Source organism: Synergistaceae bacterium (genome assembly GCA_031272035.1).
In the GTDB taxonomy this organism is placed as follows: domain Bacteria; phylum Synergistota; class Synergistia; order Synergistales; family Aminobacteriaceae; genus JAISSA01.
Map to the genome: position 1 here is coordinate 1 of JAISUO010000029.1, position 24,414 is coordinate 24,414.

Here is a 24,414-nt window from a genome sequence, read left to right on the forward strand (position 1 = left end):
CTGCGACTCTCTCCGGACTCCGACCCGCTCTGGTCCGGTTACGATACCCACGGCGCTCTGGACCTGATGAAAAAGCATTTTTACGCGCCGGTCACGGAAGCGCTGGGGCTATAGGGAAAGTTTATAATTCGGAGGTTTCTCCCCTGCCGCCACAATACAGAGGTATATCCGCAGAAAAAAGCTGCGTGGCTGGCGCCTGTGAAATCGTCAGCCACGCGGTTGGATTGTTTTGTGCTTCAGAAGAGTCATGCCCACTGGATGGCATGGGCCACAAAAACGAGGATGGCCGACACGACGTACCATAGCAGAATCAGCGGAAGAATAAATTTGAACCACTCTTCATACTTTATCTTCGCGAAGCCAATGCACGCCCAAAGGTAGCCAAGAGTCGGCCAAAGAATATTGGAAAATCCGTCTCCGAACTGGTAAGCGAGAATAGCGGTTTGACGACTGACGCCGATGAGGTCGGAAAGAGGAAGCATTATGGGCATGGTGATCAGTGCCTGTCCGGAACCCGAAGGAACGATAAAATTGAAAAACGTTTGAAAAACAAGCATGGCGACTGCCGCTATAGAAGAAGGGCAGGCCTGAACTGCGTTTGCGATGTAGTAGACGATGGTGTCGATGATGGAGGAATCTTCCAAAATAATCGTTATGGCTCGAGCAAAGCCGCTGACCATGGCTGCCGATGAAAAAATGCTGAGTCCCGCCGAAAAATTGCTGCAAATTCCCTCTATCCCCTGTCCTGTAATCGCGCCAATAACTACGCCCATAATGATGAAGGTGGTGCTGATTTGCGTAAGACCCCATTTGTACTGCATCGCACCGATAATAATGGCGATAAATCCGGCAATCATCACAAGAAGAGCCAGTTTGCGACGTCCTGTCGATTCGTAGGAAACGCCTGCATTTTCCTTGAGAAGTTCTTTGTCTCTTTCATACATGATGCTGGATGTGGGGGTCTGGCGCACTTTTTTCGCGTAGCGCAGGACATAGAGAATCCCCACGATCGTTATGATCACGATGCAGACAGTACGGTACGCCGCGCCGGAGTAAAGGGGCAGCTCACCGATTCCCTGCGCGACAACGACGGTGAACGGGTTTGCCACAGCCGCGCCGAAACCGGCAGCGGTGGCTATCAATGGTATGGCTACCGCAGTCAGGGTGTCGAATCCCAGGGCCAGGCAGATTGGAATCATGATGGGAATGATCACCATGGAAAGTTCCAGCAATCCGATGAAACAACACATAGCGGAAAGGGCGGCCATAATAATGGGAATCATTAATAGTTCCTTCCCGTGGAACAATTTTGTAACTTTACTCAAGCTGGACTGAATCGCTCCGCTTCTCTCAATGATAGTAAAGGAGGCGCCGATCAGGAAAACGGCGAAGATAATCGAAGCTGATCCTGCAAGTCCTCTGGGAATAGCCGTAAAACCATCCCATACCGATGCGGGTTTGTTAGCAATTTCATGGTATGTTCCTGGCACGACCATCATCGTTCCGGAGGCGTTGGGCGCGCGATCAAAGCTCCCGGCCGGCACGATCCACGACAGAACCACGGCAATAAAAATCATGAATGTCATAAGCGCAAAAGCTGGAGGAACGGAGAATTTTTTCGTTTTGTTCTTTGTTTCATTGACCGTCATTTTCAAAACCTTCTTTACTTATAATTTTTTTACTTCTTAATTTAGTTTGTTCGAACGGATTGAATTGGATTGAAGCTGTAAATGTTGCTTTCTTCAGTTCTGATTAATTTCGACCCAGCAAAAATGGTATCATGGCGTAAATTTTAGCGGCCTCCCATACATCATTCAGGTCTACGCGTTCTGTCGCGGAATGCGCGTCGACGACTTTACCCGGACCGAACAGAATACATTCGACGCCGGCGTCGTAAAGAACCCCCGCGTCTCCCCAAAAGGGGACACCGATAATTTCAGGTTCTTTTCCCAGTTCTGCCCCTGCGCGTCGGGTCGCCTGCACGATGGGGTGTTCTTCTGGAATATACATGGGCGTCTTGCTGCATAAGAGGCTGTACGGCATAGATTCAAACGTGATGTTATACTGAGGGTCTTCAAGGTTGAGCTTATCGACCAGTTCCTGCAGTTCAGCTATAACCCCGTTCAAAGTTTCTCCCGGAATATAACGCCGTTCGATCTGCAGATGTGCATCTCCCGGCACAACATTAGGCTGTTCGCCGCCCCAGACTTTTCCCAGATTTACAAGAGACGAGCCCAGGAGATGATGGGTCCGCGCGTTCAGTTTCGGTTCCAGCTCCTCATTGATCAATGTCATAAGCTGATTCAATCGCTTCAGGGCATTGACTCCCTGTGAGGAAACACTTGAATGAACCCGTTTTCCAGGGATATTGAACTCGAACCAGTGCAGTCCTTTTTGCGCGCAGCCGATTTTGAGGCCGGTAGGTTCGCCGCAGACGCCATAATCCGGGAGCGGTTTTCGCGTTACGTAATTCCTGGCGCCAAAGCTGCCATATTCTTCTCCGACGACGGCAGAGAGGACGAGGTCGCCAGGAAGCGTCACGCCGGAGCGTTTTATGACAATCATGGCGTAAGCCATCGCGATAATGCCGGACTTCATATCGCTCGCTCCCCGACCGTACAAAAGGCCGTTTTCAATACGACCGGAATAGGGGTCTTTCATGTCCAAGGGCGGAATAGCGTCAATATGCCCGTTAAATGTAACGCTTTTGCCTCCTGTACCTTTCAGGGTCGCTATAACGTTGGGGCTTTCGCCCGTAACTCCGGTCGTCATTTGCAGTTCGGTTTCAATTCCCTCGGCCTTCATTTTTTCTGCAATAAAATGCGCCAGTTCGCTTTCTTCACCGGGTGTCTCGATATCGCTTGGAATTTGCACCGCTTTTTTAAGAAAAGCAGTCAGTTCCTCCTGATCGACTTTTTTGACAATCCGTTCCAGTGTTTCGTTCACACAACTTCGCCCTCCTCACATAAAAATTTATAATTGTTTCCCAATGATGGTGATTCCTTCTCTCAGCGTTTCTACGACTATGTCCACGTGCTTTTCTTCGATGATAAAAGGCGGCGCGATCTGCACGCTTTCTCCGACGATACCGTCAACACAGCCCGGAACCCCCGATGTAATCATCACTCCGTTTTCAAAACAATATTTTGCGACGCGCGATGCGAATTGAGTTTTGTTTTCCATTGGTGCAAGGGAGGCTTTGTCGGCCACAAATTCGACACCCAACAGGAGTCCGATGCCCCGCGCCTGTCCCACCCAGGGCAATTCTTCCAGAGTTTTGAGTTTATTGAGGAAGTATTGACCCATTTTTGCGGAACGTTCGACAAGCTTATTTTCGACAAGATATTTGAGCACGGCATCGGAAACGGCGCACATCAAAGGATTCCCTGAATAAGTGAAGCTGTGCCCCAGTTCTCCCGACCCGTTTTCAACAGCTTCCACGACTTTTTGGTGAACGATGACCCCTCCGGCAGACATATAACCACTGGCCATGCCCTTTGCAATGCCAACCAGGTCCGGCTTGACGCCGTAATGGTCGACTGCGAAATTCAAACCTGTTCGGCCGAAACCTGTTATGACTTCGTCGGCGCAAAGCAGGATGTCATAACGATCACATATCTCGCGTATTATCGGTAAATATTCTTTCGGAGGCGCGGTGGCGGCGGAAGTCGTTCCAATGACAGGCTCCAAAAGGAACGCGGATACCGTCGAAGGATCCTCGTATTTTACGACGCGTTCCAACTCACAGGCGCAAACGATATTGCACGTTGGATAGTCGAGATGATAAGGACAGCGGAAACAGTTGCAGGCCGGAATATGAGGAACGTCGAGAAGATAGGGGCTATACCGCTGCCGCCATGAAGGCCGGCCTCCCACAGAAAGCGTGGCAATGGTGTTGCCGTGGTAACTTTGCCATCTCGAAATGACCTTATATTTTTGAGGGCGGCCCCGTTCGATATGATATTGCCGCGCGATCTTGATAACCGATTCAATTGCCTCCGATCCTCCCGAACAAAAGAACACTCTGCTCATTCCTTCGGGAGACATGTCAATGATCCGTTGGGCGAGACGTTCCCGCGCCTCACTCGTAAATGTGCCTCCATAAACGAATGAAACCGCTTTGGATTGTTCGGCGAGAGCGTCTATGACCTCCGGAACATTGTGCCCAATGTTGACGACCGCAATGCCCGCCGCGCAGTCGAGGTATTCCTTTCCATCGGTATCGTAAAGATACATTCCCTGAGCGCGGGCCACCGTAGGAATTTTCTTATTCACCATCGTATGAAAAACACTGCTTCGATGCTCCACAGATAATCTTCCTTTCACCAATCGCGTTTTATCCGCGACACAAAATGTCCAGGACTATGAAATGTAAAATTTTAGATTTCATATCTGCTCTATAGCATTAAATACCCCTTATCTCTGAATACAGGTTATTCAGAGAGCCGCCCAAAAGCTTCTATTTCGTCATAAAGATTCAATACCTGAAGTTTTGTGATACTGATGTCGTCCAAAATAAGTTGATCAGCCGTCTGATAATCCTTGTTCATAATCGCTTCCGCCAGTTTCAGATGAATCTGCAACTCAGATTTTGTAACTCCTTTCTCTCCTCTCCTTTCAATCAGGTACTGGAGGTGCAGTTTACGAATTCTTTTCGTCAAATCCACTAAATCCTGCAATTTCATACTGATTACAGAGGGGCACAGTTGCATCAGATACTGATGAAACTCCATTTCCAATTTAAAAAAGTCATCCAGGTTACAATGATTTTCCTCAAATTTAATACACAGCTCATTAAAACGGTTTTTGTAATTTTTCAACACATTTTTGTCCGCGAGATCAGCCGCTTTTTTCACTACAAGCCGCTCCATAACCTCTCGGAAATCAAAAATATTTTCCATTTCATACCTGGAGTAAGCCCGTACATAACTTCCACTGCGTGAATGAATCGTCACATATCCTTTTTGCGAAAGCTCTTTTAACGCGTTAATTACCGGAGTCCGGCTCATTTCCAGCAACTGAGCCAATTGGTCTATATCCAGGCGTTCTCCAGGTTTCAATTCATTATTGATAATTTTTTCAAGGATCAGCTTACTCGCGACTTCACTCAACAGCAGAATACGTTCCCGCTCAAATTTTAAGTTTTTCAAAGCAAATCACCCTTTATATTTTTATTTCCTCCTTCCAGAATATATCTTCTCCCTCCGCGGGGATCAATACAGTAAGCGTCTAATAGAATCTCTCAGGCGTATCGGATGATCGCTCTCTGTGGATGCGGGCAAAAAGCGATGGCAGGTTTTTCCTTTCCCGATAAAGTTATGGCGTCGGCGACAGCTCTGTCGAGGTCGGAATGCGGAATCATTCCGAGCGCGCTGATCTCATCCGCGGGAATATTATCGCTGCACACGACAATTTTTGTTCCCTGCATCAAAATATCTGCGGTCGGCAGAGTATGATCCATCTGTATTTTGTAATTATTCCACGCATAATCTCTGGCCTTCTGAAAACTGTCCGGGAATTTATGGAAAGGCGCAACATAATCTTCTGAATTAATGCCCTCCGGAAAGTTCCCGTACAATAAAACGACGGATTCGGGAGCCAGAACATGCTGGATTGCAAACAGAGCCTTGACGCCCTGATAGAAATCGCAGTTCAGGGGATTGCCCGGAGTAATGACGAATATGTCCGCTTTTCGGGGAAGAATGACATTACAAAACCGCTGCAAACACTCTACAGCAGCCATATGAGATTCTTCAAGACCGCCGGAAAAGATAGCTGCGGGCTGCCCTGCGTTGTTGACTACGAAATTGACTCCAAAATCCACGCCGAACATTTTTGCCGTCTCCAGCATGTCCTCGTGAATGGGATTCCCTTCCAAATTTCCCGCACCGGTTCCTTTATGGAATATCATCTCCGGACGATGGTTGAAGACAATGGTTTCCTCGGAGGCGATCCCTGGGAGAATGGATTTACGTCCCCCTGAAAAACCAGCCATTTCATGCAGTTCCACTTTACCCACAGTAATCCTGACATCACAAAGATAGGCTTTTTTGTTCAATTTCACTTTTGTACCCCGTGACGTTTGTCCAAGATCAATGAGTTTTTCCGGATCAAAAGCGTCATGGTTTTCAATAAGAACACGTCCGTACGTTTCTTCGCCGATAAAAGATTTCATTTCTTCATCCGTTGCGGGACGATGGACTCCAAGAGCGACAAAGAACGTTATTTTCTCATCCGGTATTCCGGCGTCCCTCAACTGATCCACCAGATGCGCCGCCACTTTTCGAGTGGGAACGCCGCGCGTGACATCAGAAATCATAATTGCGGCGGTCTTCGCGTCTTTTTTTTTGACAATCTCGGGCAAAGACGGTCCGGAAGTGGGAAAGAGCAACGATTTCAGGCAGGCGGTTTCATCCTGCATCAAAGGAGGATCGCCCGCTTCGAAGAGTCCAAGGCAATACTCCCCTGGAACGCGAATGCTTCTATGTTCCTCGTGGTCATTATAAACAGCGAATTGAGACTCGTAATGAAGATCATACAAGCATAACAACCCCCGAAATTGAACCTGAAATTTTAGATATTAGGCGAAGTATACAGTATTTTATTTTTGTGTCAATGATTAAAATTTTACTAAAATTTTGTTTAAACCCGCAGGAAAAAATCAGGTGCCAATCGGAAGCATTCAGATAAAGCTCAGATAAATAACCTCAGAGTCGGGGAAATTGCATGGCTTTCAGGAAATTTTCCTGAAAATCGCTTCTGCCGGACAGTTCGACGGGTTTGATCTTTCGGGCGGCGGAGAGGAGCTCTTCCCGAAATTTTCGGCTGAGCAGAGAGAGCCTCGCCCCCTCCAGAGAGGTGTTGCCGATGAAACGAGCCGTCCCCCGGAAACGCGGGTCGATGAGCCCGATGGTCTTCAGGCTTTCGAGGTTCAGGTGAAAGCTGAAGGCCCCCGCCAGGCTGAGGGAGTCCAGCTCTTCGTAAGAAGCTCCCGCCGCCGTCAGCAGGGTCGTTACCCCCGCCGCCACGGCGCCTTTCGCGAGCTGCACCTGACGAACGTCCTTCTGGGAAAGAGCGAGCCCCTCCGCCAGTGGATACTGTCCGTCGGGACACCGGGCCATGAAGCCCGTTTCATCGATAATCCCCGTTCGCAGCAGCGCCGCCGTCAGGTCCAGGAGCCCGCTGCCGCAGACCCCCACAGGCGGAAGGCCGTCGATGGTTTCGAAGGTGATTTTTCCCGTTTCGTCGGTAAAAACCCTTTCGATGGCCCCCGGAACGGCCCGGACGCCGCAGGAGATGTTCATCCCCTCGAAGGCGGGGCCCGCCGCCGTGGAAGTTCCGTACATCTTCCCCCTCAGGCGCAGGACGATTTCCCCGTTGGTCCCGATGTCGATGAAGAGCCCGTTCCCCTTTTCACGGGTGAACCCGGAAGCCGCGATCCCCGCCGTGATGTCCCCGCCGACGAAGGCGGAAACGCAGGGCGCCAGAAAAACGCGGGCGTCCGGCGCGACCCGGAGGCCCGACGGAGGAAGCTCAAGGGCGCCTTCAAAGGCCGGTTGGAAGGGAACGCCCGTCAGAGGCGTGGGGTCGAATCCCGCGAAAATATGTTCCATTATGGTATTTCCGGCGAGGGAAACCTGGCGGATCGATCTCCGCTCCTCGGCGTCCCGGATCATTTCTTCGACGAGGCCGTTGATGGCCTGGAGGACGAGATCTCTCAGTTTTTTCAGATTTTCCGGTTTTCCCCGGCAGAATCCGGCCCGGGTCAGGACGTCGCCTCCATACTCCGTCTGAGGGTTGAGGCAGGAAGCTCTGGCGGCGGTTTCTCCTGTACGCAGATCCGCGAGGCAGGCGGAAATGACCGTGGTGCCCAGATCCACGGCCAGCCCCATCCCGGAGTTTTCGTGAGCGTGAGCGCGATCGCGGTCGTCCGTTTCCCACCCGGCGGAGATTCCTTCGTCGGCCGAAACGATCTTTCCCTTCGAAGGGGGCGTCGTTACGCGAACGTCCCGGGTCACGACGCAGGAGCAGGCCCGCTGAGGGCGTCCGTCCAAGTCGACGAGACACTTTCCGCAGAGCCCCGCGCCGTTGCAGGGAGTTTCGACGAAAATCCCCGCGCCTCTCATGGCGCTGAGCAGGTTTGTGCCCTCCGGAACTTCGATTTCCACCTTCTCCCGGGTAAAGGTGATTTTTACGGTATGTTTCATGTTTTTCATGTATTTCATGTTTTCCAAAGGATACATTGATACGACCTTTCCCGTTTCGAGTTTTTCTGGAGAGAGTACTCTCCGGAATCGGCTCTGTCAATAATGGCCCCGCGCCTTCGCGGATCAGGCCGTTCGGGCCGCGGCAGGGGCAAAGATCCTGCCGGCCCCCTTCGAACCGGCGCAGAAATCCCTCCGTTTTGGACTTCCATTTCTCGAAGACAGGGTTAAAATATAATTCAATTTGAGGTGTATTTTCGATCCGTCGGATTTGTTGCGGCGCGGCGGGTCTTGGAGCAGTGGAGATTTTAAAGGCAGATATGTCAGAAATGAAGGGGTTAGAAATGAAAGGGTTAAAAATGGATCGATCAAAGATGGAGGAACGTAATGGCGTATTATTACAGTGAGCCGTCGCGTACATTCGACGAATATCTGTTGATTCCGGGGTATTCGTCGGCGCAGTGCATTCCGGAAAACACCTCTCTCAGGACGCCGGTGGTCCGTTTTCGAAAAGGGGAAGACCCCGCGCTCTCCATGAACATTCCGCTGGTTTCCGCCATCATGCAGGCCGTCTCCAACGATACGATGGCCATCGCCCTGGCGAAGGAAGGGGGAATCTCCTTCATCTACGGGTCCCAGTCCGTGGAGCGGCAGGCGGCGATGGTGAGGCGGGTGAAGGACCACAAGGCCGGGTTTGTCACCAGTGATTCGAATATTCGTCCGGATCAGACTTTGAAGGACGTGCTGCTGCTGAAGGAGAAGACGGGCCATTCTACGGTGGCGGTCACCGACGATGGAAGCCATAATGGGAAAATGATCGGTATTGTAACGGGGCGGGACTACCGTGTCACCCGCATGGAGCCCTCCACCCCCGTTCATACGTTTATGACTCCTGTCGAGAAGATAATCTACGCGCCCGAGGGGACTACCCTGAAGGAAGCCAACAACATCATCTGGGAGCATAAACTGAACACCCTGCCTGTGATCAGCGCGGAGGGGAAACTCGTGGCTCTGGTTTTCCGGAAGGATTACACCTCCAACAAGGAAAATCTGCTGGAGCTCACCGACGCCAGCAAACGCTACGTGGTGGGGGCGGGGATCAACACCCGGGATTATCAGGAGCGGGTTCCCGCTCTGGTGGAGGCCGGGGCCGACGTGTTGTGCATCGACTCCTCGGAGGGTTTCAGCGAGTGGCAGAGGCGGACCCTGCAGTTCGTTCGCGACAGGTACGGCGACGAGGTCCGGGTGGGAGGCGGCAACATCGTCGATCGGGATGGATTCCGCTTTCTGGCGGAGGCCGGGGCCGATTTCGTAAAGGTGGGCATCGGGGGCGGTTCCATCTGCATCACCCGGGAAACGAAGGGGATCGGGCGGGGCCAGGCCACGTCCGTCATTGAGGTCGCCCGGGCCCGGGACGAGTATTTCGAGGAAAAGGGCATTTACGTTCCCATTTGCTCCGACGGAGGCATCGTTCATGACCATCACATCAGCCTGGCTCTGGCGATGGGCAGCGATTTCTGCATGTTGGGCCGTTATTTTGCCCGTTTCGACGAAAGCCCCACCAACAGGGTCCTCGTTGGGGGCACTTATATGAAGGAATACTGGGGAGAAGGGTCGATTCGGGCCCGGAACTGGCAGAGGTACGACACGGGAGGCGTCGAGGGGCTGGCCTTTGAGGAGGGCGTCGATTCCTACGTCCCCTACGCCGGCAACCTGCACGAGAACCTGAGCGTCTCTTTGCACAAAATCCGTTCCACCATGTGCAACTGCGGGGCCCTCACTCTTCCGGAGTTTCAGAGGAAGGCCCGTCTCACGCTGGTGTCCCCCTCCAGCCTCGTCGAGGGAGGCCCCCATGACGTCTATCTGAAGGACAACGCGGGACTGCCGTTCCCCCTGAAGTAAAAACGAAGTAAGTAAAAATAATAGAAGTAAAAAGAATGATTCAAAAACAACAGTACGACCGTGGCCTTTCGAACTGCGGTCGTACTGTTGCTGTTTTGTGTAAATGGCTTTTGACTTCAAATTGGTATTATTCACTCTTCTTCTTTGAATCAGGCTTATTTTTTATTACCTGACTGGCAACAACAGATGTGAACAGGGCCAATCCGATAAAATCCGTTATTAACCCCGGTATGATCAGCAGAATAGAAGCAATAAGTGAAACGAGACGACCCAATAACCCTATGCTGGACAGCAGGTATCCTTCTGCGGCGCAGGCTAAAGCGAATATGCCGATAAGCGCTGAAATAATCACTGAAACCATGTCAAACAGGGTGTAGGATCCCTCAAACAGAAGAACAGGAGAATAGGCAAAAATGATAGGAACCAGAAATCCTGCGATACCCAGTCTTAAACCGGTTAAAGCCACTTTATTTGGGTTGCAGTCAGCGATGCCCGCCGCAGTGAAGGAGGCCAGAGCTACAGGAGGAGTCAGATTCGACATGATCGCATAATACAGGACGAACATATGCGCAGCGACAGGGGGGACTTTCAACGTGATCAGAGCGGGCGCCGCCATAACTGCAGCGGTAATGTAACAGGCGGCAAGAGGCAGTCCCATCCCCAAAATCAGACAGGCCACCATTGTAAGAATCAGTGCTAACCACAGTTGCCCATTGGCTGCCGCCACGATATTCCCAACGATCATGGTTCCGAGCCCCGTCATCGATGTGACGCCCACAACGATCCCTACAACGCTGCAGGTAATGGCGGCAACCAGGGACGCAAAAGCTCCTTCGCGAAGTGCCAGAAACAATTTTGGCAAAGAAAGTCGCGTCTCCTTTCGCAGCCCCGAAATGAGGATGGTGAGTATAATTCCCCAAAATCCAGCAAAAAGAGGGGTATATCCCATCGAGAGAACCACGATCAGCAACAGCAATGGAATTGCCAGGTGTCCTCTGGTGTATAAAACATGTTTTAACGAAGGCAATTGATCTTTTGGCAAACCGTCCAGTCGCAGCCGTTTCGCTTCCAGGTGGAGCATGACATAAATAGAGAAATAATAAAGAAGGGCTGGAATGAGTGCCGCAAGGATCACTCTGGAGTAGGGAATGCCGAGCAGTTCGGCCATGATAAAAGCAGCTGAGGCCATGACGGGCGGCATAATTCCTCCTCCGCTGGAAGCGACTGCTTCGACTGCTCCCGCGAACTCCGGTTTATAACCTATTCGCTTCATAAGCGGGATAGTTATTGTCCCGGTAGTGGCCACATTTGCGACAGCACTTCCGCTGATTGTCCCCATTAAGCCGCTTGCGATGACGGCAACCTTTCCAGGCCCTCCTGGACGATGCCCCGCAAAAGCCATTGAAACATCGTTGAAAAATTCGGAAGATCCATTTTCTCCCAGAAAAGCTCCGAACAGGATAAATAAAAATACAAACGTGGCTGAAACCCCTAATACTGTTCCGAAGATGCCGGTGTCGGTATAAAAAATTTGGTAAACGATTCGCCTGGCAGAAAAAGGAACGATTTTGAAACTGCCGGGGAACCAATTGCCGTAATGGGCGTACAGTAAAAAACAAATTGAAAGAACGACGAGAGGCCACCCGGCGGCCCTTCGAGTTGCTTCCAACACAAGAATGATTCCGACGACCGCCACAGAATAATCAAATACGCTCACTCGCGAAACACCTATCGAAAACAGCTTGTAGCGGTATACCATATAAATGGTAATAAAGAGACCCATAAATGCCAGACCGACATCATAAACAGCGGGCTTGTCCGGAGCGGGTTTCTTTCTGTTCATCGGAAAACAGAGGAAGGTTAAAAAAAGAACGAAGGCCAGATGATAGCCTCGAAAGTGGACGGCCTGCAACAAACCGTAACTGTTGAAATACATGTGAAACAAAGACATGAAGATTGCCGCCGTCGTGATTATAAAGGCCCAGGGGCCAGTTATTTCCCGTTTTCTTATTCTGACTCGCGAGAATATCTCTTTCAGATCAGACAACAGAATCTTCTCCTCCCTGTTTCTAAACACAGAACAGGCTTCTTAAACGGATCCCTGAAGCCTGTTCATCCAAAATTTAATTAGGTTTACTTCAGGCCTTTCTTATTTGTCTTTCCAGACGCCACGCTCCCTGTAATAGCGAATAGCACCTTCACAGAAAGGAATTGACGTTCCCGTGACCGCATTTTCAACGGTGAGGTATTTTGCGGCTACGGCATGAGCGGCTTCCAGCGCGGGAGTGTTCTCAAATATTTGTTTCGTAAGCTGATAGGTTGTTTCATCATCCAGAGAATCAGATACCAACATGACATTGCTGGTACTGATCACAAGCAGGTCATTGGGCTGATTCTGGTAAGTATTGGCTTTGAGGGTATGAGGAAAATATGCTTTGCTTTTGTGCGCCGTCACTTTGTCCTGCTGCTCTTTCGTCAAACCGATAATTTCAAAATCGCCGGTGGACAGCAAATCCATTACCGAAGATGCGGGTGGGAGACTGTTGTTCCAGGCTGCGTCCGCCTGACGATTTTTCAGAACGTCCGCGCCTTCGGTGTAATTCATGAAGACGGGAATGCTGTTGGGTTTATGCTCAGGATCGTTTTCACGGAAAAAAATCCCCAGTTCTCCCAATACTTCATAAGCGTTCACTTCAGTTCCACTTTTGGTCGCGCCGACGATAATTCTTTTGCCCTCCAGGTCGCTGATTTTGCTGATTCCTTTCCTGGAAACGATGTGTTGAACGTTGGGCCACAAAACCGTCAGTACTTTGTAGTTGTCGATTTTATTGTTCGCATACTGAGCTTCTCCGAAATAGGCTTTTTTGGCTATATCTTCAATGCAGATAGCCATTTGAATTTCGCCTTCGTTCAGCATTTCGATATTGTCTACTGTGCCTCCCGAAGACATGGCCGAGGAAGTCATCCCGGGAATTGTTTTGGAAAACAATGCTCCCATCGCGACTCCCACAGGATAATACGTACCGCCTAAGCTGCCTGTGCCTATTTTGACGAAAATTTCTTTAGCTTCCGCCACCCCGGCGGTTTCCGTCAGGAGCACCGAAGCACCGAAAATGAATCCCACGAGCCACAAAACACACATAAACTTTTTGAAACGCATAATATTCCCTCCTCGTAGAATAAGTTTATTGGAAGTCAAACCTGATTCTGGCAAACTTCCAGATAAAGATTTGTTGTTTCCCCCTCAATATTTATAAACTGAGGTCCGCGTCCTTTGGCAAATCGCGACGTTATTGACGACTTTTCTGTTACACTTTTTTTACGGTGAACTTTTCCCTCAGAACAGGATCGATTTTCAGGCCCAAACCCGGGCTCTCCGGCGCGGTGACGAATCCATTCCGGGGTTCCTGGATCGTTGCCGGTTCGACGAAGAGTTCGGAAAGAAAAGTTTGCAAATACTGCTCTTTTGGGAAATATTCCATCATAGGCGCGTTGGATGTAGCCGCGATTAGCGATACATGTACCTCCTGCACGGCGTGATTGAGGCATGGCATGTGGAACGCTTCGGCAAAATGAGCGACTTTCATATACTCGGTGATTCCGCCTACCCTTGTTACATCCGGCTGCACTACGTTGACCGCCTTGTTGATAATAAGGTCCTTGAAACCGTATTTCGTATATTCATTTTCGCCAGCGGCAATCGGGATGGGACTTTTTGCTGTAAGCTCGATAAAACCTTCCAGATCATCCGGCTTGACAGGCTCTTCCAGCCAATAGATATGGTATTTTTCCACATCCCGGGCGAAACGGAGCGCCGTGCTGAAGTCCCAGGCTTCATTTGCGTCGATCAGCAGGTCGATCTCATCGCCTATGGTTTTACGGACCGCGGCGACACGTTCGACGTCAAGACCCGGGTTTTTCCCGACTTTCATTTTGACGGCGGTGAACCCTTTTTTTACGTAACTCGATATTTCTTTCGTCAATTTTTCCAGATCATTTTCCGCGTTGTAAAACCCGCCGGAGGCGTAAACGCGGACTTTATTCGAGTAACCCCCCAACAGGCGGTACACGGGCAGGCCTGCCTTTTTTCCCAAAAGATCCCATAACGCGATATCCACGGCGCTAATGGCCCGCAATGTCGCTCCTCGTCGTCCGAAGCGGGTCGTTCCTCCATACATGTCCGCCCAAAGCCGGTCGATTGTGAGCGGATCTCTTCCGATTACAGTGGGACGCAGGGCGTCAGAAACGATCGTATTGATGACGGGAATTTCGCTTCCGTGAGCCACTCCCAGTCCTGTTATGAATCCGAGTCCCGTTAGACCCTCGTCGGTATCGATCTCCACCAGTAAGACATCCCGTCCCTTGATGCTTCTGGCAGCGTCTGCAATGATTTCCGGAAACGGGCAAAAAAGAACTGTAGTCTTCAAATCGGTGATTTTCAAGAGAAATTCCTCCTAATGAATACGTACTAAAATAGAACACTATTTTGCACAGTTCGGAGATATTTTTTGATTATAATGGGCATATTTATAAAAACAATACTAAATTGTCTAAAAAATGTTCTATAATGAAACATATTTTGGCGATTATTTCACTAAGAACTTTTTTCACATATGACAGACAAAGGAAAACAGTAATGGATAAACTTAAACTGTTGGGAATCGCGCCTTACCCCGGAATGAAGGAATTGATGCAAAACATCGCGGAACAGCGGGACGATGTGGAGCTGGTCGTCTTTGAAGGCGATCTGGAGAAAGGACTGGAAATTGCCGTCCAACATCAAAAGGAGGGCTTTTCGGGTATTTTATCGAGAGGAGAAACAGCGACGATAATTCGAGAAAAAGTCGGTATTCCCGTTTTTGAAATCACTATTTCCGTATATGACATATTGAGCGCGATTCGTTTGGCTCAGGGATATAACGACAGATTCGCCGTGGTGGGATTTCCGAACTATACAAAGCGGGTTCGGACGCTCTGCGAACTTTTGCGATACGAAGTGACAATCGTAACTCTGAAAGATTCCAAAGAAGTGATCCCTTGTCTCAAAAATCTCAAGAAAACAGGTTATTCTCTGATTCTGGGTGGGATGTCTGTTGCAACGCTGGCGAAGCGTATGGGAATCAGCAGCATCCTCATCATTTCCGGCCGCGAAAGCATCGAATCCGCTATAGATCACGCATTGGAACTGGAAACCGTGCGGAAAAAAGACAGACAGATGATCAGTTTTCTCAACGCTCTGTTGAACTCACGCAAAGAGAGAATTGTCGCGTTTCGGGATAATGGCGAAACAGTTTGTGCTTTTCCTGGTTCTTCCCTGGTGGAGAACATACCTGATGATGTCCTTGCGTTTATGAAAAAGATGATCGCGTCAGTTTTAGATGGAGTGAAATGCAGAAAAGTCATGAAAAGGAAAAATGGGGAACATTTAATCCTGGAAGGAGAACATTTTCTGACGCAGGGAGAATCCTGTTTTGCGTTTGCAGCTTCTGAATTTTCTCCGTCTCCTTCTTTTGAGGATACCAGGGGAGTTGTTTATTTCAATCGAGAAGACCTCCTTAAAAACGTCGATACAGTTTTCAGCAACAGCAATTTTATCAGTAAAGTCACGGAAACAATCAATAAATTCAGCAGGACGGATATCCCTGTCCTGATCACCGGAGAGCCTTCTGTCGGGAAAGATAAAACGGCTATGGCTCTTTATGTGAACAGCCGTTGGAACGACAATCCTTTGGTTTTCGTCAACTGTGAAGTCATTACAGCCAGGAAATGGAATCATTTGCTGTCAGGCCCTGATTCCCCTTTATCGGACAGAGGGCTCACCGTTTACTTTAGAAATATCGACAGTCTTGACGCGAATCAAAGTAAAACCCTGATTCGTCGCCTTCAGGAGAGCAGTGCGCTGAAAAATAATCGTTTGATTTTTTCCTGTCAGACTCGCCCCGATTTCCCGGAGGAACATCCTTTTTTCGTATTTCTTCAGCGCGAAATTGCCTTTCTCTCAATTCGGCTGCCGCCACTTCGAGAAAGAGTAGATGACCTGCCCAATCTTTGCAGTTTATACATCAGTGAAATCAACATCGCGAGCGGAAAGCAAATAGTCGGCCTGACTGCAGAGGCCCTGGCGCTGATGCAAAAATTTGACTGGGAATACAATTTGAGGCAGCTGAAAAGAGTTTTGACCCGTGTGATTGTTTTGAACGAAGGGCCGTATATTGAAATCGAGGCAATTTCGGAAGCTCTGAAAATGGAAGGAAACAGTCGTATAAATGTGCAAAACCTGGATCTGAGCGGTTCTCTTGAGAAAATCACCAGTAATATCGTGCATGTCGTATTGCGCGAGGAAAAGATGAATCAATCGAAGACGGCGCGTCGCCTTGGAATCAGCAGAAGCACACTCTGGCGTATTATGCACGGTGCTTCGAAAAGCTGATAATAAGCTGTATAAATTCAAAAACAACAGTACGACCGTGGCCTTTCGAACTGCGGTCGTACTGTTGCTGTTTTATGTAAATGGTTTTATTTCGTGTAAATGAAACAACAGCACAATAATTTTAGAGGTTCCCTCAATTACTTGGGCGCTGTCAGCCTCCTGTAGCGTTTTTCCAGAGCTTCGCGGCCGCCTTCGATGATGGAGCAGATCGACTGGCGAACCTCTTTCTCTTCAAGGCCTCCCTGACGGTCCAGAAGAACCTGCCCGTTGACGAACCGCAGAGCGTGCACCAGCTCCGCGTCGCCGTTCACCACCACGTTGGGGTTGTGGGTCACGATCAGAAGCTGGCGGTGATCCTTGTGTTCGTGGAGTTGATAAACGATCAGGTCGGAGATCAGAATGTTGTCCAGGTCGTCCTCCGGTTGGTCGATAATCAGGGGTTCCTCTCCGTAACTGAGCAGAAACGCCAGAATCGCCGCGGCTTTCTGTCCGGCGGAACCTTTTTCCAAATCGTAAAATTTAGCGTTCTGGGGATCCTTCGAGTATTTGATCTTCAGCATATCCTCAGGCCACCAGCACATCAGACGGTCCGCCGTTTCGGGGTGTTCTTCGAAGAGTTTCTGGGTGCGTTTGCCGAACCCGCCTTTGGCCTTGCGGGCGTAGCGGAACGTTTCGTGCTTCACCTCGGCGATCAGGGCGCAGAGACGTTTTTCCAGGTTCTCTCCGGGAGAGTGTTTCTCGTTTTCCCAGTTGAAAAGGGGCGCCAACAGGCCTTCGGAGTTGTTTTTCGCGCCGTCCAGAATGATGCTTTCGAAACTGCCGTCCGTAATTCCCAGAATCGTGCGATAATCCTCGTCCAGAATGGAAACGTCTCCGAAGGGGACCAGCTCCATGCGCACGTAGGGGCTTTTGCCGATGACCTTCTGAATGAAGGCCACGCGCTTTTCCCAAAGCTCCCGACGAAGGCTGCGCAGGTTTTTCCAGGTCGCGCGAATCTGCTTCACCACCTCCACCGCGTCTTTGCGCTGGCTGCTCATCTGCTGGAGCTGGCGTTTCAGCTGATTTCTCCGCTCGACCCACTGGCCGTAGGAGGAAATCGAAAGAAGCTGCGGGTCGTCCGAATTCTGCTCCAACAGCGCCGCGTACTGACTTTCGCTTTCTTCGAGGGATTTGTGCCAGGCCGTGGCGTCCAGCCTGCTCTGCCAGTTCTCCCGGAGCGAGTCCAGAGTTTTCGCCGCCGTTCGCAGGGAGGCCCGAACCTCGTTCAGCCTGCCCGTCATGTCGTCATAGAGCCCCCGCAGTTCGTCCATGGTGGAGTCGCCCTCCTCGAAGGATTCGGCGGGGAAGGGATTGTCTCTGGTCCGTTCTTCCACGGTGAAAATATCCAGAATCAGGCGGTCCCAGTCCGGCGGTATTCCCAGAAGGCCCTTCTGTCCCTTGCGGGCCTGATAAAGCGAAAGGGTATCCTTATAGCCCTTTTCTTCGTAAGTCTTCAGGTCATTTTCCACGTCGGCCAGCTGAATGCGCAGTTCAGGCTCGCTGTTCAGCTCCATCCGGATTTCTCGAAGCCTCTCGTGAAGCTGGAGATAGCGGCTCTTGGACTTCTCCCACCGGGAAAGCCACTCCGAGTGGGCCACGTCCGACGTTCGGTCGATAATGTCCAGGAGCCCTCTGGGATTGGCGGCCAGCTCGTTGATCTGCTTCTGACTGTAAATCGAAAGGGGGAAACGCTCCTGCAGGTTTCCCGGATCGCACTCCAGCCACCCCGGCGTCTGCCCGTCGCCCTCCACCCATTCCTCCAGAACCGGCCCCGTGTCGTCGTAACGCCAGGAGAGGCGATAGTCCTTTCCCCGACGGCTGAGTTCCAGCTGAATCTGGGTGTCCGCCAGCATGACGCCCTTCTCCCTGGCAAGGTGCAGGAACCGTTCGAAGTCCGGTTTCAGAGCGGTGTTGTCCAGCTCGTGGCCCCGGCGCGTGGCGATCCGAATGGACTCCAGAGCCGTGGATTTTCCCGACCCCCGTCCGCCGATGATGGCGTTGAAATGGGGATGGAACTGAAGTTCGAAAGGGCGGTCCTTGATGCGCCCGCAGTGGCTCATGGCCGTGATGGTCAGGTGGTTCAGGAAAATGTCCGGCTCCCGGGCCGGAGAATCCGCCTGATTGCGGATGCACAGGGCATAATCTCGAATGGCCGTCTCCAGCTGGTCGAGGGTGGGGCGGCTCATCTTGACCCAGGTGAACAGACGACCCAGCTCCTCCGGTTTGTAGGAATCCGACCCCATGACCTTGGCGGTTCGATGGAGGACTTTTCGGAAAGGTCCGTCGATTTTTTCCATGGCTCTGGGGTTGCTCAGCCTGAGAGCCCAGACGCCGTCAAATTTTTTGGGCGTTCCGGAGTCTTTGTTTAGTTTCTCCAGAAGTTTCAGATTGTCGTCCAGTCGGGCGGGAATCGCAATTCCTCCCATTTTTCGAATGATTCCCACGACCTCGGTAAAACTGCGGGCCACGATGACGTTGGTGGGATCGCCGTGCCGGGAGAAAATTTCGCAGCGGCCCAGGAAGGAGACGATGGCCTCCCGTCCGGAGGCGATGTCGAACACCGCCAGCAGGGGCAGACGCATATCGCCGTCCAGGACGGAAACCTCCACGCCCGGAAAGAGCGTCAGTTCCCGAAACCAGTTCGGCCTGTCCGGATCTTCCAGCAACTCCCTGTATTGCGTGTTGAGAATATCGATCCAGTCCCCGGAGTTGTGGTCGGTGACTACGACGCAGTCCAGATCGGCCTGCATGGCCTTTTGCAGCCAAATCTCCGCCGTGGTGGAAAGCGGAACCGATTTGTCCCCCCGACCGTAAGAGTCCGATGCCGGCGTGTGGGTGTGAAAGTCCACCTTCCACCACCGACTGCCGGGCACGTTTCTCTCCGGAAATTTATGATTTGTTGTCATGGCGATCCCCCTGACCTGGGCCTACCTGATTTTCGAATCTATTTCAGATCTATTCTAATCGATCCCCTGAATTGTATGATTTTTTGACGCTTTATTCAATCCCCGTTTTTCGCGGTTTTTACCCTCGAATTTTGAATCTCAGTCTCAATCCCAATCTTATATTTTCACCTCACTGTTTTGATGCTTCGATTTTTACGCAGTTTTTACACGCCGGACATTTTTTTGCATGTTTTGTGTTTACGTAAAGTATCGTACAATATTTAAGGAAAAACCGTTTAAAGTCGGCGGCGCTGAACACCTTCCGGCTGCCGAGCGGTCGGAGTGTTTGTCTGAAAGATCATCGACATGGAGGACAGGAGAGCATGGACCTGATAAAACGCTGCCCTGCCTGCGGAGAGGAAAATCCCGTCTCCGAGGTTATTTGTCGCGTCTGCATGACGAATCTGGCTTCCGTCACCCCCCAAAAAGCCGGAGTCGAAGACAATGTCGAAGAGGGGGGAGTTCCTGGGGACGAAAAAGCAAAAAGGCGGGCCGTGCTCACATTTCTTCATTCAGACGGGCGCTCGGTTTCCGTGGCGGAGGGAGGCGAGATTGGCCGCGGCCTGGCGGGCTGCGAAGCCCTGTCTCACATAGGGACCGTTTCCCGGCGTCACGCCAGAGTCCTTCGCAGAGAGGGCGCCTGGATGATCGAGGACCTCGGGTCCACCAACGGAACCTGGGTGAACGGACGGCGGCTGGAACGGGAGACGCTTTTTCCGCTCTCCGCCGGAGACACGGTGCTGCTTTCGCTGTCCTGCGAGATGAAAGTGGCGGCGACGGGCGACGACGATCCGAAGGTGATCCTGTGAAAATCACGTTTATGACTCATCGTGGAAGTTTTCGCGCTGAAAATCAGGACGCTCTGCAAATCTCGGAGGAGCTGAGGACAGGGGACATGGCCGCCCCCGAAACCCGGGAGGTGGAGTCCTTCCTGCAAACTCCCCGGCTTCTTTCCGTGGTGGACGGTCTGGGAGGCCACTTCGGGGGCGGCAGGGCCGCGGAAATTCTGGTGCGGCATCTCGCCGAAGGTGAAAAGCGGTTTGGCCCCCTTCTCGACCTGGAAACGGACCGGCGTCTGTTGCTGGAGATTCTGAACGAGGCCCGGGAGGAAATGCACTCGGAATTCCTTCGCTCCCCGGACCTGCGCGACATGGGAGCCACCCTGGCCGGCCTGCTGCTCCGGGGGCGCAGCGCTCTGGCCTTTAACTGCGGCGACTGCCGGGTCTACCGATTTTCGAGAGGAGAAGCGGAAAAGCTCACCCACGACCATTCCGTGGTGCAGGTTCTTGTGGACCAGGGGGAAATTACGGAAGAGGAAATGCGCCTCCACCCCCGCAAAAATGTGGTTACCTCCGCCGTCACCCTCGCGGACGAGGCCTTTGAACTCACGCTGAAAGCCGTTTCCCGCACGGAGGGCGACGATTTTTTCCTTTGCTCGGACGGGGTCTGGGAGACGCTCTCTCTGGAGGAGCTGACCTATCGCCTGAACGATCCCGACCCCGGCGTGGAAGATCGGCTTTTTCAGCGCCTGCTCGCCGCCGGGTGCCGGGACAACGTCAGCTTCATTCGAGTGAGCTGATACCAGAGGGCAATCCCTCAAGGCGCTTCTCAGGGTGCGGCGGCGCGGGTAAGCAGGGGGATCAGGAAGGCTTCGGCGACTTTTTTCGCCGTCTCTTCACCCTGAAGGATTTCCAAAAGCCGAAGCGCGAAAAACGGCGCTGTGGCCGGGCCTTTGGAGGTGGTGATGTTTTCGTCCGTCTCCACGATGTTTTCCGTGAACCTCGCCCCCGGCAGCCAGGGCTCTATTCCAGGATAACACACGGCCCGGCGGCCCTCCATAATCCCCGCTCTGCCGAAAACGGAGGGAGCCGCGCAGATCGCCGCCAGCTTCTTCCCCGCCTGGTGAGCCCTCCGGACAAGGTCCAAAAGCCCCTCGTGTTCCGCGTAATCGGTGGTCCCCCCGGGAATCACCAGCATATCCGCGTCCGCCGGAAGCGTTTCCTGAAGGTCCTCGAACAGGGCGTCCGCCTGAACGGGGATTGCGTGCTTGCCCATGACCTTTTCCCGGCCGGTGAGAGAAACCGTTTTCACCTCCACCGCCCCCCGGCGGAGAATGTCCACCGTGGTCAGCGCCTCCGTTTCCTCGAAATTGTCGATTAAAAATAAAACGGCTTTCGGCATTTTTTTCACTCCTTTTACAGCGATCCTTTTCCAACGAACTGCGCTAAACTTCCGGTCCGCAGTCGTTTTGGGGTGATTATAGAATTTTCGAGACGATTTGGCAAAGAGGACGTATACTTGTGAACAGTTTTTAAAAAACGAGAGACTTGAAAAAACGACAGAATCAGCAGAGCAGGGAGATATTGAACATAATGAATTTACAGAACTGGAATGAACCTCTGTCCCACTCCATAAGGCGCGGGGCCGGTCGGGCGACGGGGGATTTTTCGATGATTTCGGAGGGCGACCGGGTTCTTGTGGGCCTGTCCGGCGGAAAGGACAGCCTTGTGCTGCTCCACGCGCTGTCGGAGCTTCGCCGCCGCAGTCCCGTCCGCTTCGACCTGGCCGCGTGCACGGTGGCCCTGACCGGCATGGATGTGTCGCACCTGCGGGACTACTGCGCCGTCCGGGAGGTTCCTTACATCGTGCTGAGTCATCCCATCACCGAGATCATCGAAAGCCGGAAGGAGCGTTCTCCCTGCAGTTTCTGCGCCAACATGAGGCGGGGCATCCTGAACTCCAAAGCCAGGGAGGAGGGTTTTAACAGGCTGGCCCTGGGCCACAATCTGGACGACGCGGTGGAGACGTTTTTCATGAACCTCTTCCGCGCGGGACGGGCCCGCAGTTTTCAGCCGAAGCTGTACCAGACCCGCATGGGGATAACGGTGATCCGCCCTCTGATCTACGTGCGGGAGAGCGCCATCGTCGAGGAAGCCCGCCGGCTGCGGCTGCCCATTCTGGAGACCACCTGCCCCTGGGCGGGAAAAACGGAACGCCACCGGATGAAAGTCATGCTGAACGAGATGCGAAAGGAAATACCCGGCCTTTTCAGCAGCGTGGTCAACGCCCTGTGCTCCCTTTCCGGCGAAGACCGGTGGCCGGCGGAACAGCACGGACGAAACAAGCGAAAGTGAGGAGATGGCATGAGCGCCGAACCCTGGGAGGGCTACGACTACACCGCCCTGATCGTATTCTGTTTTTTGCTGAAAGACGACAAAATTCTGCTGATTAAACGGGCCAACAACCCCTATAAGGGGGAAATCACCATTCCCGGCGGCCGCAAGCGGAGGGGAGAAAGCCTGAAGGCGGCCTGCGCCCGGGAAATGATGGAAGAAACGGGTTACAGTCTGAAAAAGATGGAGTTCGCCGGCATTCTGCACGTCTGGAAGGACGAGAACCCCATGGAGTACGTTTCTCATTACTTCGTCTGCCGGGATTTCGAGGGGGAGCTTCGGGCCTCGGACGAGGGGGAGCTCTCCTGGGTGGAGGTGTCAAAAAGCACGACGCTTCCGGGGATTCATCCCTTCTACGTCGCGCTTCTTCCTTACATCGTGGGGGAAGAAAAAAATATGGGGGAAAAACGGCCTTTCTCCCGCGCCATCCACGTCCACTCCAACGGCCGTGAAGAATGGCTGGAGGAGTGAGAACTCTCTGAGTCGCCTTATTTTGCGGGAATTTTCATTTCGTTGATGGCCTGAGCCAGGCGGGAGACGCCTTCCTCGATGACGGAGGGCTGGCTGTAGGTGTAGTTGATTCTCGCCGCGTGAATCCCCGCCGCCGGATCGATGCAGAAGGGCTCTCCGGGAAGGATGGCCACCTTTTTGTCCAGAGCGCGCTTCGCCAGGTCGTTGCTGTCGATGGCTCCTGTGTTGAGCCAGAAGAAGAACCCGCCCTCCGGCTTAACCCAGGTGATTCCCAGGGGGGCAAGGTGTTTTTCGAAACTCTTTTCCATGGCGTCGCGTTTGATGCGGTAGTTGTTGACAATCGAGGGCAGATGAGAATCCAGATAGCCTTTTTTGCAGTATTCGTAGGTGAGAACCTGAGTGAGTGGGCTTGAACAGAGGTCGGTGGTCTGCTTGAAAACGGTCATCTGGCGGATGATCTCCTTCGCGCCGGAGACCCATCCGATGCGCACGCCGGGGGAAAGGATCTTGGAGAAGGACCCCGCGTAAATGGTGTTTCCCGCCTTGTCGAAGGAGAAGATGGAGGGCAGGTGCTCCCCGTCAAAACGCACGTATCCGTAGGGATCGTCCTCGAAGATGGTCAGGCCGTAACGCTCCGCGATGGCCGCCAGCTCCTTCCGGCGGGGTACGGTCATGGTCGCGCCGCCGGGGTTCTGGAAGTTGACGATGGTGTAGATGAATTTTACCTTTTTGCCCTCTTTGCGCAGTTTCTCAATGAGGGCGGGCAGCTCCTCCACCACCATGCCCTCGCTGTCCATGCGCACGGAGGCGAACTCCGCGCTGTGGTTGGCGAAGGTGTTGATCGCGGCCATGTAGGTGGGATCTTCCGTAATGACCACGTCGCCGGGGTCGATCATGGACCAGGCGAACAGATCCAGCGCCTGCTGAGAACCGGTGGTCAGCAGCATCTCGTCGAGCCCCACTTCCCGGCCCATGCGGGGAGCGGTCCACTTCGCCAGAAACTCCCGCAGAGGGTTGTAGCCCTCGGTGGTGCCGTACTGCAGCAGCAGCGGCCCGTTGGTTCTGAGCAGATCGGCGCTCTCTGCGAACTGCTCCACGGGGAATACCTCAGGCGCGGGCATACCTCCGGCAAAGGAAATCATCCCCGGCCTGTTGATGACCTTGAGAAGCTCTCTTACCGGCGAAGGTCTCGTTTTGCGGGCGGCTGTGCTGAAACTTTGCGTCCAGTTGTTACTCATCCTGTTTCCTCC

The 24,414-nt window shown here is 52.3% G+C and carries 18 protein-coding genes; 6 read left to right on the top strand and 12 right to left on the bottom strand.

Translation table 11 applies throughout. From position 1 onward, the window contains the following. Positions 1–245 precede the first annotated feature (245 nt). The 6 genes from LBR61_03240 to LBR61_03265 all read right to left on the bottom strand — a co-directional run bounded on the left by LBR61_03240 (position 246) and on the right by LBR61_03265 (position 8,243). Positions 246–1,649 carry an AbgT family transporter gene (locus tag LBR61_03240; GenBank protein MDR1731087.1) on the bottom strand — a complete coding sequence of 468 codons (1,404 nt, stop codon included), beginning with the start codon at positions 1,647–1,649 and terminating at the stop codon, positions 246–248. Positions 1,650–1,752: 103 nt separating this feature from the next. Further along, positions 1,753–2,946 carry a M20 family metallopeptidase gene (locus LBR61_03245; GenBank protein ID MDR1731088.1) on the bottom strand — a complete coding sequence of 398 codons (1,194 nt, stop codon included), beginning with the start codon at positions 2,944–2,946 and terminating at the stop codon, positions 1,753–1,755. A gap of 27 nt (positions 2,947–2,973) precedes the next feature. Further along, positions 2,974–4,278, bottom strand: a complete 1,305-nt coding sequence (locus LBR61_03250) for an aspartate aminotransferase family protein (GenBank protein ID MDR1731089.1) — start codon at positions 4,276–4,278, stop codon at positions 2,974–2,976. A 155-nt stretch (positions 4,279–4,433) separates the two neighbouring features. Continuing rightward, positions 4,434–5,150: a GntR family transcriptional regulator gene (locus tag LBR61_03255; protein ID MDR1731090.1), complete on the bottom strand. Its 717-nt coding sequence runs from the start codon at positions 5,148–5,150 to the stop codon at positions 4,434–4,436. Between the two features lie 92 nt (positions 5,151–5,242). Then, positions 5,243–6,541 (bottom strand): nickel-dependent lactate racemase, encoded by a 1,299-nt coding sequence (gene larA, locus LBR61_03260; GenBank protein MDR1731091.1) that lies wholly within the window; start codon positions 6,539–6,541, stop codon positions 5,243–5,245. Between the two features lie 166 nt (positions 6,542–6,707). Beyond that, positions 6,708–8,243, bottom strand: coding sequence for an ASKHA domain-containing protein (locus LBR61_03265; GenBank protein MDR1731092.1), 1,536 nt, complete (start codon positions 8,241–8,243; stop codon positions 6,708–6,710). Between the two features lie 348 nt (positions 8,244–8,591). On the opposite strand from LBR61_03265, the gene LBR61_03270 reads away from it, so the two are divergent. Continuing rightward, a complete protein-coding gene (locus LBR61_03270; GenBank protein MDR1731093.1) occupies positions 8,592–10,106 on the top strand; it encodes an IMP dehydrogenase in 1,515 nt (504 codons plus the stop codon). A gap of 127 nt (positions 10,107–10,233) precedes the next feature. Here the strand turns inward: LBR61_03270 and LBR61_03275 are convergent, their stop codons facing one another. From LBR61_03275 to LBR61_03285, 3 genes are all read right to left on the bottom strand, one after another. Further along, entirely contained in the window at positions 10,234–12,153 is a 1,920-nt protein-coding gene (locus LBR61_03275; protein ID MDR1731094.1) for a TRAP transporter permease, read from the bottom strand. Positions 12,154–12,255: 102 nt separating this feature from the next. Next, entirely contained in the window at positions 12,256–13,266 is a 1,011-nt protein-coding gene (locus tag LBR61_03280) for a TAXI family TRAP transporter solute-binding subunit (protein ID MDR1731095.1), read from the bottom strand. Between the two features lie 148 nt (positions 13,267–13,414). Further along, positions 13,415–14,548: a mandelate racemase/muconate lactonizing enzyme family protein gene (locus tag LBR61_03285; protein ID MDR1731096.1), complete on the bottom strand. Its 1,134-nt coding sequence runs from the start codon at positions 14,546–14,548 to the stop codon at positions 13,415–13,417. A gap of 194 nt (positions 14,549–14,742) precedes the next feature. Here LBR61_03285 and LBR61_03290 point away from each other — a divergent pair, with 194 nt between their 5' ends. After that, the gene (locus tag LBR61_03290; protein MDR1731097.1) at positions 14,743–16,536 is read left to right on the top strand and encodes a PrpR N-terminal domain-containing protein; all 1,794 of its coding nucleotides are present in this window, start codon (positions 14,743–14,745) and stop codon (positions 16,534–16,536) included. Positions 16,537–16,673: 137 nt separating this feature from the next. Here the strand turns inward: LBR61_03290 and LBR61_03295 are convergent, their stop codons facing one another. Beyond that, positions 16,674–19,481, bottom strand: coding sequence for an AAA family ATPase (locus tag LBR61_03295; protein ID MDR1731098.1), 2,808 nt, complete (start codon positions 19,479–19,481; stop codon positions 16,674–16,676). Positions 19,482–19,843: 362 nt separating this feature from the next. Here LBR61_03295 and LBR61_03300 point away from each other — a divergent pair, with 362 nt between their 5' ends. Both LBR61_03300 and LBR61_03305 read left to right on the top strand, forming a co-directional pair. After that, a complete protein-coding gene (locus LBR61_03300) occupies positions 19,844–20,329 on the top strand; it encodes an FHA domain-containing protein (GenBank protein MDR1731099.1) in 486 nt (161 codons plus the stop codon). Then, the gene (locus LBR61_03305; GenBank protein MDR1731100.1) at positions 20,326–21,099 is read left to right on the top strand and encodes a serine/threonine-protein phosphatase; all 774 of its coding nucleotides are present in this window, start codon (positions 20,326–20,328) and stop codon (positions 21,097–21,099) included. The genes LBR61_03300 and LBR61_03305 overlap by 4 nt, the downstream gene beginning before the upstream one ends. A gap of 29 nt (positions 21,100–21,128) precedes the next feature. Here the strand turns inward: LBR61_03305 and LBR61_03310 are convergent, their stop codons facing one another. Then, positions 21,129–21,701, bottom strand: a complete 573-nt coding sequence (locus LBR61_03310; protein MDR1731101.1) for a DJ-1/PfpI family protein — start codon at positions 21,699–21,701, stop codon at positions 21,129–21,131. Positions 21,702–21,892: 191 nt separating this feature from the next. Here LBR61_03310 and LBR61_03315 point away from each other — a divergent pair, with 191 nt between their 5' ends. Both LBR61_03315 and LBR61_03320 read left to right on the top strand, forming a co-directional pair. Then, the gene (locus LBR61_03315; protein MDR1731102.1) at positions 21,893–22,654 is read left to right on the top strand and encodes a tRNA 2-thiocytidine biosynthesis protein TtcA; all 762 of its coding nucleotides are present in this window, start codon (positions 21,893–21,895) and stop codon (positions 22,652–22,654) included. Positions 22,655–22,663: 9 nt separating this feature from the next. Next, positions 22,664–23,164: an NUDIX domain-containing protein gene (locus LBR61_03320; protein ID MDR1731103.1), complete on the top strand. Its 501-nt coding sequence runs from the start codon at positions 22,664–22,666 to the stop codon at positions 23,162–23,164. 17 nt (positions 23,165–23,181) lie between these two features. On the opposite strand, the gene LBR61_03325 is transcribed toward LBR61_03320, so the two are convergent. Continuing rightward, complete coding sequence (locus LBR61_03325) at positions 23,182–24,402, bottom strand: PLP-dependent aminotransferase family protein (GenBank protein ID MDR1731104.1); 1,221 nt, start codon at positions 24,400–24,402, stop codon at positions 23,182–23,184. Positions 24,403–24,414: the final 12 nt, after the last annotated feature.